13 protein-coding genes and 1 pseudogene are annotated in these 14,848 nt (G+C 62.4%); 9 read left to right on the forward strand and 5 right to left on the reverse strand.

All coding sequences use genetic code 11. From position 1 onward, the window contains the following. Positions 1 to 2 precede the first annotated feature (2 nt). The 9 genes and pseudogenes from AC4FWB_RS16325 to AC4FWB_RS16365 all read left to right on the forward strand — a co-directional run. The gene (locus AC4FWB_RS16325) at positions 3 to 1,367 is read left to right on the forward strand and encodes a pyruvate dehydrogenase complex dihydrolipoamide acetyltransferase (protein WP_491027245.1); all 1,365 of its coding nucleotides are present in this window, start codon (positions 3 to 5) and stop codon (positions 1,365 to 1,367) included. Positions 1,368 to 2,012: 645 nt separating this feature from the next. Further along, on the forward strand, positions 2,013 to 3,167 hold the full coding sequence (locus AC4FWB_RS16330) for a TRAP transporter substrate-binding protein (RefSeq protein ID WP_491027411.1): 1,155 nt from the start codon (positions 2,013 to 2,015) through the stop codon (positions 3,165 to 3,167). A gap of 90 nt (positions 3,168 to 3,257) precedes the next feature. After that, positions 3,258 to 3,926 (forward strand): TRAP transporter small permease subunit, encoded by a 669-nt coding sequence (locus tag AC4FWB_RS16335; protein ID WP_491027246.1) that lies wholly within the window; start codon positions 3,258 to 3,260, stop codon positions 3,924 to 3,926. Then, entirely contained in the window at positions 3,923 to 5,674 is a 1,752-nt protein-coding gene (locus AC4FWB_RS16340) for a TRAP transporter large permease (RefSeq protein WP_491027247.1), read from the forward strand. Before AC4FWB_RS16335 ends, AC4FWB_RS16340 begins: the two co-directional genes overlap by 4 nt. A 579-nt stretch (positions 5,675 to 6,253) precedes the next feature. Then, positions 6,254 to 7,141, forward strand: a complete 888-nt coding sequence (locus AC4FWB_RS16345) for an ABC transporter substrate-binding protein (RefSeq protein ID WP_491027248.1) — start codon at positions 6,254 to 6,256, stop codon at positions 7,139 to 7,141. An 88-nt stretch (positions 7,142 to 7,229) separates the two neighbouring features. Further along, positions 7,230 to 8,384 carry an ABC transporter permease gene (locus AC4FWB_RS16350; protein WP_491027249.1) on the forward strand — a complete coding sequence of 385 codons (1,155 nt, stop codon included), beginning with the start codon at positions 7,230 to 7,232 and terminating at the stop codon, positions 8,382 to 8,384. After that, positions 8,381 to 9,145: an ATP-binding cassette domain-containing protein gene (locus tag AC4FWB_RS16355; protein ID WP_491027250.1), complete on the forward strand. Its 765-nt coding sequence runs from the start codon at positions 8,381 to 8,383 to the stop codon at positions 9,143 to 9,145. The genes AC4FWB_RS16350 and AC4FWB_RS16355 overlap by 4 nt, the downstream gene beginning before the upstream one ends. Before the next feature lie 88 nt (positions 9,146 to 9,233). Next, complete coding sequence (locus AC4FWB_RS16360; protein ID WP_491027423.1) at positions 9,234 to 9,398, forward strand: hypothetical protein; 165 nt, start codon at positions 9,234 to 9,236, stop codon at positions 9,396 to 9,398. A 54-nt stretch (positions 9,399 to 9,452) separates the two neighbouring features. Continuing rightward, a pseudogene (locus AC4FWB_RS16365) lies at positions 9,453 to 9,743 on the forward strand (thiolase family protein); the annotation flags it as partial. A gap of 122 nt (positions 9,744 to 9,865) precedes the next feature. On the opposite strand, the gene AC4FWB_RS16370 reads toward AC4FWB_RS16365, so the two are convergent. The 5 genes from AC4FWB_RS16370 to AC4FWB_RS16390 are packed head-to-tail and all read right to left on the reverse strand — an operon-like array spanning position 9,866 to position 14,847. Next, a complete protein-coding gene (locus tag AC4FWB_RS16370; protein ID WP_491027251.1) occupies positions 9,866 to 11,182 on the reverse strand; it encodes an aspartate aminotransferase family protein in 1,317 nt (438 codons plus the stop codon). Further along, the gene (locus tag AC4FWB_RS16375; RefSeq protein ID WP_491027252.1) at positions 11,179 to 11,946 is read right to left on the reverse strand and encodes an N-formylglutamate amidohydrolase; all 768 of its coding nucleotides are present in this window, start codon (positions 11,944 to 11,946) and stop codon (positions 11,179 to 11,181) included. Before AC4FWB_RS16375 ends, AC4FWB_RS16370 begins: the two co-directional genes overlap by 4 nt. After that, entirely contained in the window at positions 11,946 to 13,268 is a 1,323-nt protein-coding gene (locus tag AC4FWB_RS16380) for a type I glutamate--ammonia ligase (protein ID WP_491027253.1), read from the reverse strand. Before AC4FWB_RS16380 ends, AC4FWB_RS16375 begins: the two co-directional genes overlap by 1 nt. Next, complete coding sequence (locus tag AC4FWB_RS16385; protein ID WP_491027254.1) at positions 13,265 to 13,912, reverse strand: cysteine hydrolase family protein; 648 nt, start codon at positions 13,910 to 13,912, stop codon at positions 13,265 to 13,267. The genes AC4FWB_RS16380 and AC4FWB_RS16385 overlap by 4 nt, the downstream gene beginning before the upstream one ends. Continuing rightward, positions 13,909 to 14,847, reverse strand: a complete 939-nt coding sequence (locus tag AC4FWB_RS16390) for a MurR/RpiR family transcriptional regulator (RefSeq protein WP_491027255.1) — start codon at positions 14,845 to 14,847, stop codon at positions 13,909 to 13,911. The genes AC4FWB_RS16385 and AC4FWB_RS16390 overlap by 4 nt, the downstream gene beginning before the upstream one ends. Position 14,848 lies beyond the last annotated feature (1 nt).

Consider the following 14,848-nt stretch of genomic DNA (forward strand, 5'->3'; position numbering starts at 1 on the left):
CGATGCCTGTCGAAGTCATCCTTCCCAAGGTCGATATGGACATGGCGACCGGGCAGATTTCGCGCTGGTTCGTCGCCGAAGGCGCCGTCGTCAAGCAGGGCGATTTGCTTTTCGAGATCGAGACCGACAAGGCGGCGATGGAAATCGATGCGCCGGCGAGCGGCACGGTCCGCGACATCGTCGGCAAGGAAGGGATCGATATTCCCGTCGGCCAAGCCGTCGCCTGGATCTATACCGACAATGAGGCTTATGGCACCGGCGCTGCGAAGCCAGAGGCCGTTACCTCCCCCCTTGAGGGGGAGGTGTCCGCGAAGTCGACAGGTGCGGGCGCTGTCCCGCCTGCGTCTCATTCCTTCGCGCCCCCCTCTGGCCTGCCGGCCATCTCCCCCACAGGGGGGGAGATCAGCCAATCACCATGGGCCGTCCGCGCGACGCCGCTTGCACGCCGACTGGCGCGGGAAGCAGGTCTCGCATTGTCCGACATCAAAGGCTCAGGCCCGCATGGCCGGGTAGTCCGCGCCGATGTCGAGGCAGCGATCTCGTCCGGCGGCGCCAAGGCGGCGCCGGCGGCCAAGGCCCCCGCAGGCGCGCCGGCAGCCGCTCCGGCCGCAAAGCCGATGTCGGACGATCAGGTGCTGAAGCTGTTCGCGGAAGGCTCCTACGAACTCGTTCCGCACGACAACATGCGCAAGACCATTGCGCGCCGCCTGGTCGAGGCCAAGAGCACCATCCCGCATTTCTACCTGACGCTCGACTGCGAGCTCGACGCGCTGCTCGCGCTGCGCACACAGCTCAATGCGGCAGCGCCGATGAAGAAGACCGAGAAGGGCGAGGTTCCCGCCTACAAGCTCTCGGTCAACGATATGGTGATCAAGGCTTTTGCCGTGGCGCTGATGGCGGTGCCGGACGCCAACGCTTCCTGGACCGACAACGCCATGGTCAAGCACAAGCACGCCGATGTCGGCGTCGCCGTGTCGATCCCCGGCGGCCTGATCACGCCGATCATCCGCCACGCCGACGAAAAGACGCTGTCCACCATCTCCAACGAGATGAAGGATCTGGCGAGTCGTGCCCGCAACCGCAAGCTGAAGCCAGAGGAATATCAGGGCGGCACGACGGCCGTTTCCAATCTCGGCATGTTCGGCGTGAAGGATTTCGCCGCCGTCATCAACCCGCCGCATGCGACCATTCTCGCGGTTGGCGCGGGTGAAGAGCGGGCGGTGGTGAAGAAAGGCGAGATCAAGATAGCCAATGTGATGTCGGTGACACTGTCGACCGATCACCGTGCCGTCGACGGCGCGCTGGGCGCCGAGCTGCTCGGCGCCTTCAAGCGCATGATCGAAAACCCGATGGGCATGCTGGTCTGAACGCCGGTTTGCATTTCCGTGCTTTCGTCTGCCTAGACTAGATGGTCTAAGTGCGTTCCACTTTCCCTGCTGGACTACTTTAATTTCCCTGTTAGGCCGAATAGGGAATTTTCTGCCAAGGCGTTGAAGCTGCGACGAGATTGTACGCCGAAATTGGCTCGGACATCCAAAATCGCCGAAAATTCGCTGTTTTTCGGCGCGTAACAGGGAAAATGAGACAGAGACTGGTTCGCCACTGACTGCAAGCACCACCATGTCGTTATTTATCAATGGCTTAGCTTGTTTTTTCTGCGGGGTTAGTCACGCTGACGATGGCTACCCACCTCATATCCTGTTGATTTCGCTGGATTCTATTGGGCCTCCGAGGATTGCCGCTCGCCCTGCTTTCGGCGTAGCAGCCGAACAGCATCCTGCCAGCTTGGCAACGGGCCGAGCATCGAAATAGAAGGATCAAACTTCGTCGTCAGCTTGGCATCAAGCGCGGCGGTTCGCAGGGCGCGTAGGCTCCTGATCCAGAAATTGTGACGCGCTGGTTGGCCCCGACCTGTAGGCTTGTATGCCGTGCTGCCGCAATTTTGCATGGTTGTCGTTGAGGAGTATTGTTTGGCACGGGCCTTAAAGGCCTACCACCTTCGGGAGGAACCGATGACCAAAACAAGGATCCAGACATGGAATAAGACGAATAAGACGTCGCGCCGCAAGTTCCTTGGCGAGGCGGCTGTCGCAGCTGCGGCAATCGTTGCTGCTCCAAGCATCGTCAGGGCGCAAGGGCCGGTCAACATGCGCTGGCAGAGCACATGGCCCTCCAAGGATATCTTTCACGAATTCGCGCTTGATTTTGCCAAGAAAGTCAATGACATGACGGGTGGCGATCTCCGCATTGAAGTGCTTCCGGCGGGTGCTGTTGTGCCTGCATTCGGGCTGCTCGATGCGGTGTCGCAGGGGACGCTCGACGGTGGCCATGGCGTGCTCGTCTACCACTACGGAAAGCAGACGGCACTCGCGCTCTGGGGATCCGGCCCGGGCTTCGCCATGGACGCCAACATGCTGTTGGCGTGGCACAAATATGGTGGCGGGAAGGAGCTTCTGGCAAAGCTCTATGACTCCATAGGCGCCAATGTGGTTTCCTTCCCTTATGGACCGATGCCAACACAGCCGCTGGGCTGGTTCAAGAAACCCGTTTCCAAGGTCGAAGACTTCAAGGGCCTGAAGTTCCGTACGGTCGGAATCTCCATCGATGTCTTCACCGGCCTGGGCGCAGCCGTCAACGCGCTGCCCGGCGGCGAAATCGTCTCGGCACTGGACCGCGGCCTGCTCGATGCCGCCGAGTTCAACAACGCCTCGTCCGACCGGGTGCTCGGTTTTCCGGACGTGTCCAAGGTCTGCATGCTGCAGAGCTATCACCAGAATGCGGAGCAGTTCGAGATCCTGTTCAACAAGACGAAGTACGGCGCCTTGTCTGATCAGATGAAGGCCATCATTGCCAATGCGGTTGAGGCTGCCTCGCAGGACATGGCCTGGAAAGCGATCGACCGCTATTCGACAGACTATTCGGAGATGCGGACGAAGGATAAGGTCAAGTTCTACAAGACGCCCGAAGCAATCCTCAAGAGGCAGCTGGAGGTTTACGACGAGGTCGTGAAGAAGAAGGCGGCAGAGAACCCGCTGTTCCGGGAGGTCCTCGAATCGCAGATCGCCTTTGCCCAGCGAGCCGCGCAGTGGGAACAGGACACGGTCGTGGGCCGCCGTCTGGCCTTCGATCATTACTTCGGTCCGAACGGCGTAGCGAAGGATATCTGACGCACGGTTAGAGCCGGCAAGGCACCGTCCCGGCTACGACCGAACGGCGCTTTGCCTTCATCCGACACTCCAGCAATTCGGCTGCCGCGCATGAACGTCCAGCATTTCCTGAATACGGTCGAAGCAATTAGCTCGTGGGTCGGCAAGGCCGCGGCGTGGCTCATCATCGGGCTGATGATGCTGGTCTGCGCTGAGGTCTTCAAGCGCTACATCCTGAACATGCCCACGGCATGGATATTCGACGTCAGCAACATGCTCTACGGCACGCTGTTCATGCTCGCCGGGGCCTATGCGCTTGCGCAAAATGCCCATGTACGCGGCGACTTTCTCTACAGCTCGATGCGACCCCGGACACAGGCTGCGCTCGATCTTGCATTGTACGTACTTTTCTTCCTGCCGGGCATCGCGGCCCTCATTTATGCAGGCTACGACTACGCCGCGCTTTCATGGCGGATCGGGGAACACTCGACCGTGACGGCGGAGGGGCCGCCGATCTACCATTTCAAATCGGTCATTCCGCTGGCCGGCGCCCTTGTGATGCTTCAGGGTGTGGCCGAGATGGTGCGCTGCATCGTCTGTCTCAGGACGGGGCAGTGGCCCAGCCGGCGCAGAGACGTTTCGGAGATCGACGTCGTGGAGGAGCAGCTTGCGGCCAGCGAATATGTCGACGAAAAGACGCGCAAGGCTGCGATCGAGCGCGCACAAAAGATCGATGAGGAAGCGCGCCAGCGCGGAATGGGCGGAGACTTGCAGGGGTGAGCGATCCAGCCCTCGGACTGACGATGCTTGCGCTCATCGTGGTCGTTATCCTGATGGGTTTCCCGACGGCCTTCACGCTGATGGGCCTCGGCATGTTTTTCGGGTTCTACGCGTTCTACAATCCGGCGGAGCATTGGATCGACAACCGCATCTTCGACCTGATGGTAGAGCGCACCTATGGCGCAATGACCAATGACGTTCTGATCTCCATCCCGCTGTTCGTGCTCATGGGATATGTGATGGAACGCGGGGCGCTGGTCGACAAGATGTTCTACAGCATCCAGCTTGCGTTCCGGCGGGTACCGGCATCGCTCGCCGTTGCGACGCTCATCGTCTGCACGTTCTGGGGCATTGCCAGCGGCCTCGTCGGCGCCGTCGTGGTGCTGATGGGGGTGATCGCCTTCAACCCGATGCTGCGCGCCGGATACGACGTGAAGCTCGCTTCCGGCGTCATCACCGCAGGCGGCACGCTGGGCATCCTGATTCCGCCATCGGTCATGATCATCGTTTATGCGGCGGTTGCAGGTCAGTCCGTCGTGAAGCTCTATGCCGCCGCGATGTTCCCGGGCTTTTTCCTTGCCTTTCTGTACCTCCTCTACATTCTCGGCTGGGCGACAATCAGTCCGCACATCGCTCCGCCCTTGCCGGAGCATCAAACAAAGGTCCCGGTACCGGCCTGGATGCGAAGCTTCGGGGCAGCTTATTCGCGCAACATGCTGATCGGACTTCTTTCGGCATTGCTCTCGCCATCCAGGGCGATGGTGCTCGAAACGGAGAACGGTCCCCTCACTTATTGGAAGCTGCTCAAGAACAGCTGCGCCGCGCTGGTCCCCTTTGCGTTGGCATCGCTCACTCTTGGGCTCGTGTGGTGGTATGTGGTCATCCATCCGCAAGCAACGGCGGGAGCCGAAGCACCGCCCGAACTGGAGCAGCTCGGCGCTCCGGCGGTGGAGGAGCTCGGCGCTCCAGCGGTGGACGCCGGACCGACGACCGGTTTCTACGTTGCTTTCGGCATCATCGCCGCGGTCGCCGCAGTGATGCTCGTCCGCTACTACCGAAACATGAATGCCGAGCGGCTCGAGGTTGTGAAGCTTCTCACTTCGTCGGTCATGCCGCTTGGCGTACTCACGGTCGTCGTCCTCGCCGTCATCCTGTTCGGAATCACTACCGCGACCGAGTCCGCGGCCGTCGGTGCCGCCGGTGCCTTTCTGCTGGCGTTCCAGGCCCGAACGCTCGACTGGAAGCGCATCAAGGAAGCGGTGTTCCTGACCGCGAAGACCACAGCCATGGTGTGCTGGCTCTTTGTCGGCTCGGCGCTGTTCTCCGCGGTTTTTGCGATCCTCGGCGGTCAGGCGCTGCTCGAGCAGTGGGTGCTGTCGCTCGACCTGTCGCCCGTACAGTTCATGATCCTGTCGCAGGCGATCATCTTCATTCTCGGCTGGCCCCTCGAATGGACCGAGATCATCATCATCTTCGTGCCGATCTTTCTGCCGATGTTAAGGCACTTCAACATCGACCCGGTCCTTTGGGGGACACTCGTCTTCGTGAATTTGCAAGCGGCGTTCTTGTCACCCCCCGTCGCGATGTCGGCGTTTTATCTGAAGGGCGTCTCTCCCCCGCACGTGACGCTCAACCAGATCTTCGCAGGCATGATGCCTTACATGCTAATCGTCATCGTCTGCATGATCATCATGTACATCTGGCCAGGCATAACGCTCTGGCTTCCTCAATACCTTTACGGCGGGTAAGGAAAGTCTGCCGCTCTCTCTGAGAGCAGTTGCGCGATGGCCCTTTTTGGGGGAGAACGCAGTTCGGTGGGTTGGGTGTCCAGGCCCGGCGGGGCGGAACTCGATATCCAGACTCTGCCAAGATCGGAACAGACCCATTACGCCGCCGTGCCAAATGGCATCCGGAACCGCCCGCTTCGATCAGATCTTTGCGCTAAAAGCACCGCTTCTTCAGAACCGCGCGTCGTGTCCCCCGCGCAGCCGGCGGTTCCGTTGAGAACCGGCTCGTGGCCATCTGGCCGATGATTTGCCTAGGCCTGCATCTGCGCCCCTGACCGTCGAAAACATGAGCGTCGGCCGGGTCGAAGCGGAAGCTGGCAAACGGCTTGATCCTGCTCGTCGTTTGCAAGCGATTCAACATTTGGCTAGAATTGCTAAGCTTCAGCGACGAACCGGAAACGTCGGCTGAGCATCCAAAAAAATCAGCTAGGGAGGCTATAAATGTCCAAAAGACAGCTTTGCCTTGCACTGATCACAGCGCTGGCGCTTGCGGCAGCTCCGCTCACTGCTGCCGCCCAAGACAAGATCAAGATCGGCTTTTTGCCCGGCGTCGTCGACCCTTTCTATCAGGTGATGCAGCTTGGCGTTGAGGCTGCGGCGAAGGATCTCGGCGTCGAGATCGTGACGCAGATCCCGCAGACATGGGGCGTCGAGGCCCAGACGCCGATTTTGGACGCGATGGTGGCGCGCGGCGACCTCGACTACATCGTGACCGCGCCGACCGACAAGGACCAGATGATCGGTCCGCTCAAGGCGGCGCTCGACGCCGGCATTAAGATCATCACCGTCGATACATTCCTCGGCGACGGCGACTATGTGAACGGCCCGGTGACCTTCCCCATCAGCTACATCGGCTCTGACAACGTCGAAGGCGGACGCATTTCAGCCCGTGGTCTCGCCAAGGCAATCAGTGGAAAGGGCGTTGTCTATATCAACTCCACGAATCCGAACGTCAGCTCGGTCGAGGGCCGCGAGAAGGGCTTCAAGGAAGTGATGGAAAAGGAGTTTCCGGACATCAAGGTTCTCGGACCGGACTACAATCTCGATGACCCTAACAAAGCGACGCAACAGACCGCCGCGGTCCTCGAACGCCAAGCCGACCTCGCCGGGGTATTTGGCACCAACGTGTTCAGCGCCCAAGGCGCCGGAACGGCCGTCGTCAACGCCGGGTTGGGGGGGCACGTTCAAGTCGTCGCCTATGACGCCACGCAGTTGGCAATCGAGCTCATGAACACCGGCGTCGTCTCGCTGGTGCTGGCGCAAAAACCGTTCGACATGGGCTACATGGCCGTGCAGTTCGCCGCGGCCGATGCTGCCGGCGTCACGAGCCTGCCGCGGCGTGTGGAGACCGGGTTCGCCATCATCGACAAAGACAATGTAAAAGACCCGGCGATTGCCCGCTTCATCTATCAGGTTCCGGCCAAGTAGCGGGGTGACGGTTGAATGACCTGCCGGGGAGCGCCGATCGCGGCGCTCCCCGCATTCGCTCGTGTGCTCTGATGAGGACGGAGGTGACGTGGCTCGCGTTGAAATGAAGGCGGTGGCGGAGATCGCCCCCGCAGCGCAAACCCTGACGCCACCGAAGCGATTCGTGCTAGCGCTGAGCCGGCTCTGGGCCTGGGCTTTCCTCGCCCTGATGATCGTCTTCTTCGTCATCACGGTGCCGATCGACAGCAACGGCGCCGTCAGTTTCCTCACCGTGCGCAACTCGCAGAACATCCTCGTCGCCATCACACCGATACTTTTGCTCGGCCTCGGCCAGACCTTCGTCATCATCGCCGCCGGCATCGACCTCTCCGTCGGCTGGGTCATGAGTCTCGCCTCGGTGCTGTCAGCGCTGGCGATCCGCGCTGTCTTCAATGCCGGACTGCCGCTTTTTCCCTCTGTTGTCATCGGATTCCTTGCCGCAGTGGCTGGCGCCAGTGTCGTCGGTTTCATCAATGGCGTGATTATCGCCAAGCTGAAGGTACCCGCCTTCATCGTCACGCTAGGTAGTTCGTTCATCGTGCGTGGCGTCGCGCTGCTGATGTCCGAGAACACGACGGTGATCGGCCTGCCTCCAGGAATTCGTGCCTATGGCAATGACGCTCTCGTCTATTTCATCCGCGGCGAGGCCGGCGGTCTCTATTTCCTAGCAACACCGGAGGTAAGCGGCGAGTTGCTCCGCCGCATGGACCGTATCCTTCCCTATCCCGTGGTCGTCACCGCCACGGTCGTCGCGATAGCCATCTTCGTTTTGCGAAAAACCCAGTTCGGCCGGCATACCTACGCCATCGGCGGCAATGTCGAGGCGGCGATCCGAACCGGCATCCCCGTCGACCGCCATATTATCTCGCTCTACATGCTCTCCTCGGCAACGGCCGGTATCGCCGGTTTCCTGTCGACACTGCGCTTCACTGCCGGCTCGGCGGTAATCGGCGATCCGTTGCTTCTCTCCTCGATCGCCGCCGTCATTATCGGCGGCGTCAGCCTATTCGGCGGCGCCGGAAGCGTGATGGGTACCGTCATCGGCGCTTTGATCATCGCCGTGCTGACCACCGGTCTCGTCATGCTAAACGTCGAGGCGTTCTGGCAATTCATCGTCGTCGGCACCGTAGTGATCGTTGCCGTCCTGATCGACCAGTCGCGAGACCTGATCATCGGCCGCGCGACAGGAAGGCCGCCGACATGACGGAGCCTGTCCTTTCGATCAGGAAGCTGACCAAGCGCTTCGGCGGCCTTGTGGCGGTCAACGACGTAAGCTGGGATGTCTACCCTGGCGAGGTCGTTGCTCTGCTCGGCGACAACGGCGCCGGCAAGTCGACCCTCATAAAGTGCGTGTCTGGCGTCTATCAGCCGGATGAAGGCGAGATCTGCTTCGAGGGCCGGCTCAGCCATTTTGCCCGCCCGATGGACGCGCGCCGTGAGGGCATCGAGACAATCTACCAGGACCTGGCGCTCGCCAACAATCTCGATGTCAGCGCCAATATCTTTCTTGGGCGCGAAGTGAAGAAGCGCTACCTCGCCGGTCTCATCCGGACGCTCGACGAGCAGATAATGCTTCGGCAGTCCCAAGCGGCGCTGGAGTCGCTGGCGATCCAATTTCCGACACTCACGCAGCCGATCGAGAGCCTGTCCGGCGGGCAGCGTCAGGCCGTCGCTATCGCCCGAGCCGTCTATTGGGACGCCAGGTTGATGATTATGGACGAACCGACCAACAATCTCGGCGTTCCCGAGCAGCAAAAGGTCCTGGAACTCATCAGGAAGTTACGGGACCAGGGGGTCCCCGTCATCCTGATCACGCACACGCTGCCAGATGTCTTCGCAGTCTCAGATCGCCTCATGGTGATGCGCAGGGGGCGCAAGGTGACGGAGAAGCGGACAGCGGAGACGGATACTCAGGAGCTTGTGCAATACATGGTGGGCGCCCTGGACGATTCGCGCGCGCAATAGGCGGCGCGGTGTGTTTTGCCTTGAACGCTTTGACGAGCTGCGGCGCGAGCATCTTGTGCCCCGCCGCGAGCGAAGACATGCCGACGACATGTACCTTGGATTTGACGGCAAGGTCGGCGGCGTCATTCCGAGGCAGGACTATCAATTCCTGCTCGACCGTGGCGTGGCTGCGGTCTTCGGACTAGGCACCAATGTGCTCGACGCTGCGCGCGCCGTGCCCGACCTTTTGGAAGGCAAACGCCGAAATCAGTGAGGCAACCGAAATTCATCGAAACGGGGCTTCGAGGAGCCGCAATGGAGGCACTCCATAGCAAATCAAGTTGTATTCGTATCCGCCGGGCGCACCGCAATCGGCTCATTGGGGCGCTCGCTGAAAGACGTGCCCGCAACGCGACTGGCCAAGATCGCTCTTGAGGGTGCGATCGTGCGAGCCGGGATTGAACCGGCGCGAATAGGTCACGTTGTGTTTGGCAACGTCATTCACGGGGAGCCGCGCGACGCATATATTTCGCGAGTGGCCGCAATCGACGGCGGCCTGAGTAGCGACGTTCCCTGTCTCACGGTCAATAGACTCTGCGGCTCGGGCCTTCAGGCGATCGTCTCGGCTAAGGTGGGGCTGCCTGCATCGCATCTGAAACACCGCATGGCGGATCTCTCGGGTAGCCAAAGCAGCGCCTTGGAATTGCCCGAACATGGCGCTGGAACCGGAGCTGCCGCCTTTCACCACATCGTGAATGCCGCTACGTCCGCATCGGCGACCTTGCCGGCCATGACATCGGCGATCGCCTGGTCGACGATATCAGCGCCCTCGGCCACTTCGTCTTCGGTCAGTGTCAGCGGCGGCATGAATTCCAGCACATTGGCCTTCAGCCCGACATAGGTGAAGGCGGCGCCCAGCTCATAGCCGCGATAGATGATCTTGGCCGTGGTCGTGGCAGGGACAGGCCAGCGTGTCGCGCGGTCCTTGACCAGGTCGACGCCGATCGCCAGCCCGCGCCCGCGCACGTCGCCGACGATCTCGTGTTTTTCACCGAGCGCTCGCAGTGCGTCGGAGAACAACGTCCCGATCCGCGCCGAACGTCCGACGAGACCTTCGCTCTCGATTGTCTTCAGCACCGCGTTGCCGGCCGATGTCGCGACCGGATTGCCGGCGGTCGTCTGCAAGGCGAAGGCCGGCGCATGATCCATGATTTCCTTCGGCCCGACAACGGCCGACAATGGCAGCCCGCCACCAATGCCCTTGCCGAACACGACGAGGTCCGGCGTCAGCCCCTCGTGCTGGAAGCAGTGCATCATGCCGCTGCGGGCGAGCCCGACCTTGACCTCGTCGACGACTATTTTGATGCCGTGCTTGCGGCAGCGCTTCTGCAGCGCCCTCAGGAAGCCCGGCGGCGGCACGATCAGCCCGCCATCCGACATCAATGGCTCGATGAACACCGCTGCGACTTGATGTGGCGGGCAGGTAGTCTCGAACTGGTAGTCGAGCAAGGCAAGCACGTCCTCGCCGCTGAAATTCGGCCGGAACGGATCGGGGTAGGGCAGCAGCACCACGCCCGTCCGCGGCAGAGTATGGGTCATCGCGGTATGCCCGGAAATCCCTATCGAGCCTGACAGGTTGCCGTGATAGGACCCGATGAAGGAAATGAAACGCGAGCGGCCGGTGGCTGCCTGCAGCACACGCACCGCGCAGTCATTGGCGTCGGATCCGGAATGGCCGAACCAGACGCGCCGCTCGCCGTCTCCGGGCGTGATCGCGAGCAGCCGTTCCGCCAGCGAGACGGCAGGCTCATTCGGATAGAGCAGCAGGCTCGCGCCCGCCATATCGCAGATCGAGGCTTCGACCGCCTCGACGATCGCCGGGTGGCCGTAGCCGAGCACCGCCGGGCCAGCCGATCCCGACAGGTCGAGCAGCGAACGGCCGCCTTCCTCGATAAGCCGGTTGCCCTTGCCGCCGACTACGCTGAGCGGCGAGAAGCGCAGCTTGCCGATCTGCGCTATGGTCGCGGCGTCGCGTTCGCGCAGGCTGAGATTGCTCACCGGATCGCCTCCGTCTCATGCGCCGGCAGCGCGGCCGCCAGCCTGTCCGCCCATTCCTCGATACCGGACCGGCTTGCCAGCAGGTCCTGCCTTATCTCGACGAGGACGGCAGGTATGCCGCGATCATCGCCATGGATGGGCACGGCGTAGTCGGCGTCGCGGCTGATCACATAGGGTACGTTGGCTTCGACGTTGAGCGCCGCATCGGCGCGCAGGCCCGAAAGGATCGCTGCGGCGAGGTCGGTCGCATGCTTATGCAGCACGCCCGCATGCCACGGCCTGGCCACCCCTAGGAAGACTGGCGTGAAGGAGTGGATCGTGACGATCTGCGTCGTCCGGCCCTCTGCGATCCGGCGATCGAGATGCGCGGCCACCCGCTCATGGAACGGCGAAAACATGATTCCCGCGCGCCGGTTCCGCTCCGCCTCGTCTATGCCGACATTGCCGGGAATCTCGGTGTCTTCAGACAGCACGGGGATGCTGCCGGGACTGCCCAGTGGCCGGTTGAGATCGATCAGCAGCCGGGAATAGCCGCTGAGGAAGGCTGGCGCATCGAGCCGTGCCGACAAGAGGCGCGACACCTCTGCGGCGCCGATGTCCCAGGCGATGTGGCGCTGCAGATGGCTGGCGTCAAGCCCGAGCCGACCATACTCCGCCGGCATGTGGTTCGACGCGTGCTCGCACAGCAGGACGATTTCGGAGCGCCCGTGCTCGTTGAGAACCTCGACCGCGTCGGGCCAGTCTTTTTCACTCTGCGCAGTCATCAATAGAGCGTCCGGTAGAGATCGCAGATGGCAGCCGGATCGAGGCCGGCCAGACGCTCCGCCTCATATCGCTTCAGCCCGACGAAGGTCTCGATGAAGATCGGCGCGAACCACCCCGTAACGGTCTTGTCGGCAAGAAGCGTGTCCAGCGCCGCCGGCAAGGTTTCCGGCAACCGCACCAGACCAAGCTTTGCCCGCTCTTCGTCACTCATCAGCGTTGGGTCGCCGGTGACCAGCGGCGGCGATGGCAGGTCAGCCTTCAGCCCCTCCAGACCTGCGCGGATGATCGCCGCCAGCGACAGATAGGGATTGCCGGTGGCGTCGGCTGCCCGGTATTCGACATTGTATTGCCGCGCCGGATCGCGTCCAGCGATCGTCACGGTTGGACAGATGCGCAGCGACGCTTCGCGGTCGCGGTCGGCGAGCCATGTGTAAGACGAACTCCAGCTGTGCGGCTTCAGCCGATAGAAGGACGACACGCTTGAAGCCGTCATGGCGGTGACCGCTGGCAGGTGGCGCAGCACGCCGGCACAGAACGCGCCGGCCTTGGCCGAGAGGCCGCCGGGCCGCGCCGCGTCGTAGGTCGCCGGCCTGCCGGTCTCATCGACAAAGCTGAAATGGATGTGCACGCCATTGCCGACGGCATTGGGCGCGACCTTAGGCGCGAAGCTCGCGCGCCAACCAGCATTGCGCGCCACTTCGCATGTGATCTCGCGGATGGCGACGGCGCGGTCGGCCGCCGTCAGCGCATCGGCCGGCTCATGCGTCACTTCGAATTGTTCATTGCCGAACTCGGCGATGACCACTTCGGGTCCGACACCCGCTTCCTCAAGTGCGGCCATCAGATTGGGAGCGAAGGGGTCGGTGCGGCGCAGCGCGGCGAAAGACATCGAATGCGCCGGCGCGAAGCTGCCGTCGGCAATGTGGAACTCATGTTCGAAGGCGGCGATGACGGAAAGGCCGGTTACCGCCTTCAGCTCCGCCAGCGCATCCCTGAGCATGGTGCGCGTGCAGCCGAGCCAGGGGCTGCCGTCGAGCTCAACGATGTCGCCGGCCACCATATCGAAGGGCGTCGCCGTTCCGGTCCGTGCGGTGCGGAAGCGTGCCTTGAGATCAGGGATGAGCCGCAGGTCGCCGGACGAGCCCCAGGGGTTGGGGTCGACGATGGAGTTGAATGGCGTCATCGACAGATTGGCCTGCAGCCAGCCGACGCCGGTGGCGGCGGTTTTCTGCAACCTGCTTTCGACAACGAAGCGGCCCCGCGTGATGGCGGAGAGATCCGTGGTGACGACGGCAACGAGGGGCTCGACGGTCGATGTCATGCCGATTTTCCCAGGGCGTTGAAGCGGGCGACGACGGTGTCGGTGTCGGCGACCCAGCAATAGCCGCCGAAAGCCTTCAGAGCGATGTCGTGGCGCTCCTGGGTGACGGTGGCGCAGGCATCCGACACGCAGGTGACGAGATAGCCACGGTCGGCGCCGTCGCGTACCGTCATGTCGACGCATTGGTCAGTCAGCACGCCGACCACGACGAGGTAACGGATGCCGAGATTCTTCAGCAGATAGTCGATATTGGTCGAGTTGAAGATGCCGGAAGAGGTCTTGGGCAGCATGATCTCGTCGCCGACCGGCACCAGCGATGGCACAGGCAGGCCCCCGGGAAGGCTGGGCGCGACATGGATCGGCGTCAGCTTGTGGTCGAGCGAGCGGTCGCGTCCGTCTTCGGTCAGGCTCTGGATGATGGTGTGCAGCACCTCGACGCCATTGGCACGCGCCGCCGCCAGCAGGCGCTCCTGGTTGGGAATCGTCTGCGACGACGTCGTGCGATAGAAATAGTGGTCGGGCCCGCGCTCCGGATGCGAGGGATCGGCGCCCGGTTCCAGCCAGATGCGCTGCATGTCGACGAGCAGCAATGCCGTCTCGCCGGCGCGGAAGGCTTCGTCTCGCTTGGGTAGGGCTTGGCTCATGCTTTGTCGTCCTGCTTTGCTGATTTAGGGCCGGGTGTCTTGCGGGGTCCGGATATATGGCGTGCGCCATTCTCTTGCGGGTCGTTGTCGAGCGTCACCGCATTGGCGTGGCGCACGTTCTCGATCTTCTCGATGCGGGCGCGGGCCTCGTCGCCCAGTGTCGAAACGATGTGGGCGGTCAGCGCTTCCATCTGCGCGATCGCCGGCGCCAGCGTGTCATAGGGCGACGCGACTTCGAGCGGGCTGACGATGGTGACTTCGGCAAGATCGGCGATGGGCGACAGCCATTGGTCGGTGAAAAGCAGGATATGCACGTCGAGCGCGGCCGCCTGCCTTGCATAGGCCATCACGTCGAGCTGGTAGCGGCGGTAGTCGAACACGACCAGCACGTCGCGGCGGCCGAGATCGGCCAGCGTGTCGAATGTCTGCGGCGAGAGCACGCCGAGATCGCGGACCCCAGAACGGAACTGCACGAGGTACCCCGCGAGCATGCCGGCGATGTGGCGGCTGAACCGGCCACCGACCAGCACGATCTCGCCCTTGGCCTCCATAAGCAGGCGAGCGGCCCGCTCGTAGGTCTGGACCGGCGTCGCGGCGGTGGCTTTCTGCAGGGCTGTGGTGACGGAATCGAGATAGGCAAGCACGGCGCTGTTGCTGGAGCCGCTCTGCCGCTTGGCCTCCATCATCAACAACGGCGAATGCAGCCTGGCCTCGACCTCGGCCAGCAGCTTTGCCTGGAAATCCGGAAACCCCTCATAGCCGAGCTTGACCACCAGCCGGATCACCGTCGGATCGCTGACACCGGCGCGCCGGGCAAGCGACGAGGCGGTGCCGAGGCCTGAGGTCGGATAGTCCGTCAACAGTAGCCGGACGATCTTCTCTTCCGACGGCGTCAGCGCCAGATCCCCGCGCATCAGAGCATCGCGTATCGCCATT

Source organism: Mesorhizobium sp. LEGMi-168a (assembly GCF_058312955.1).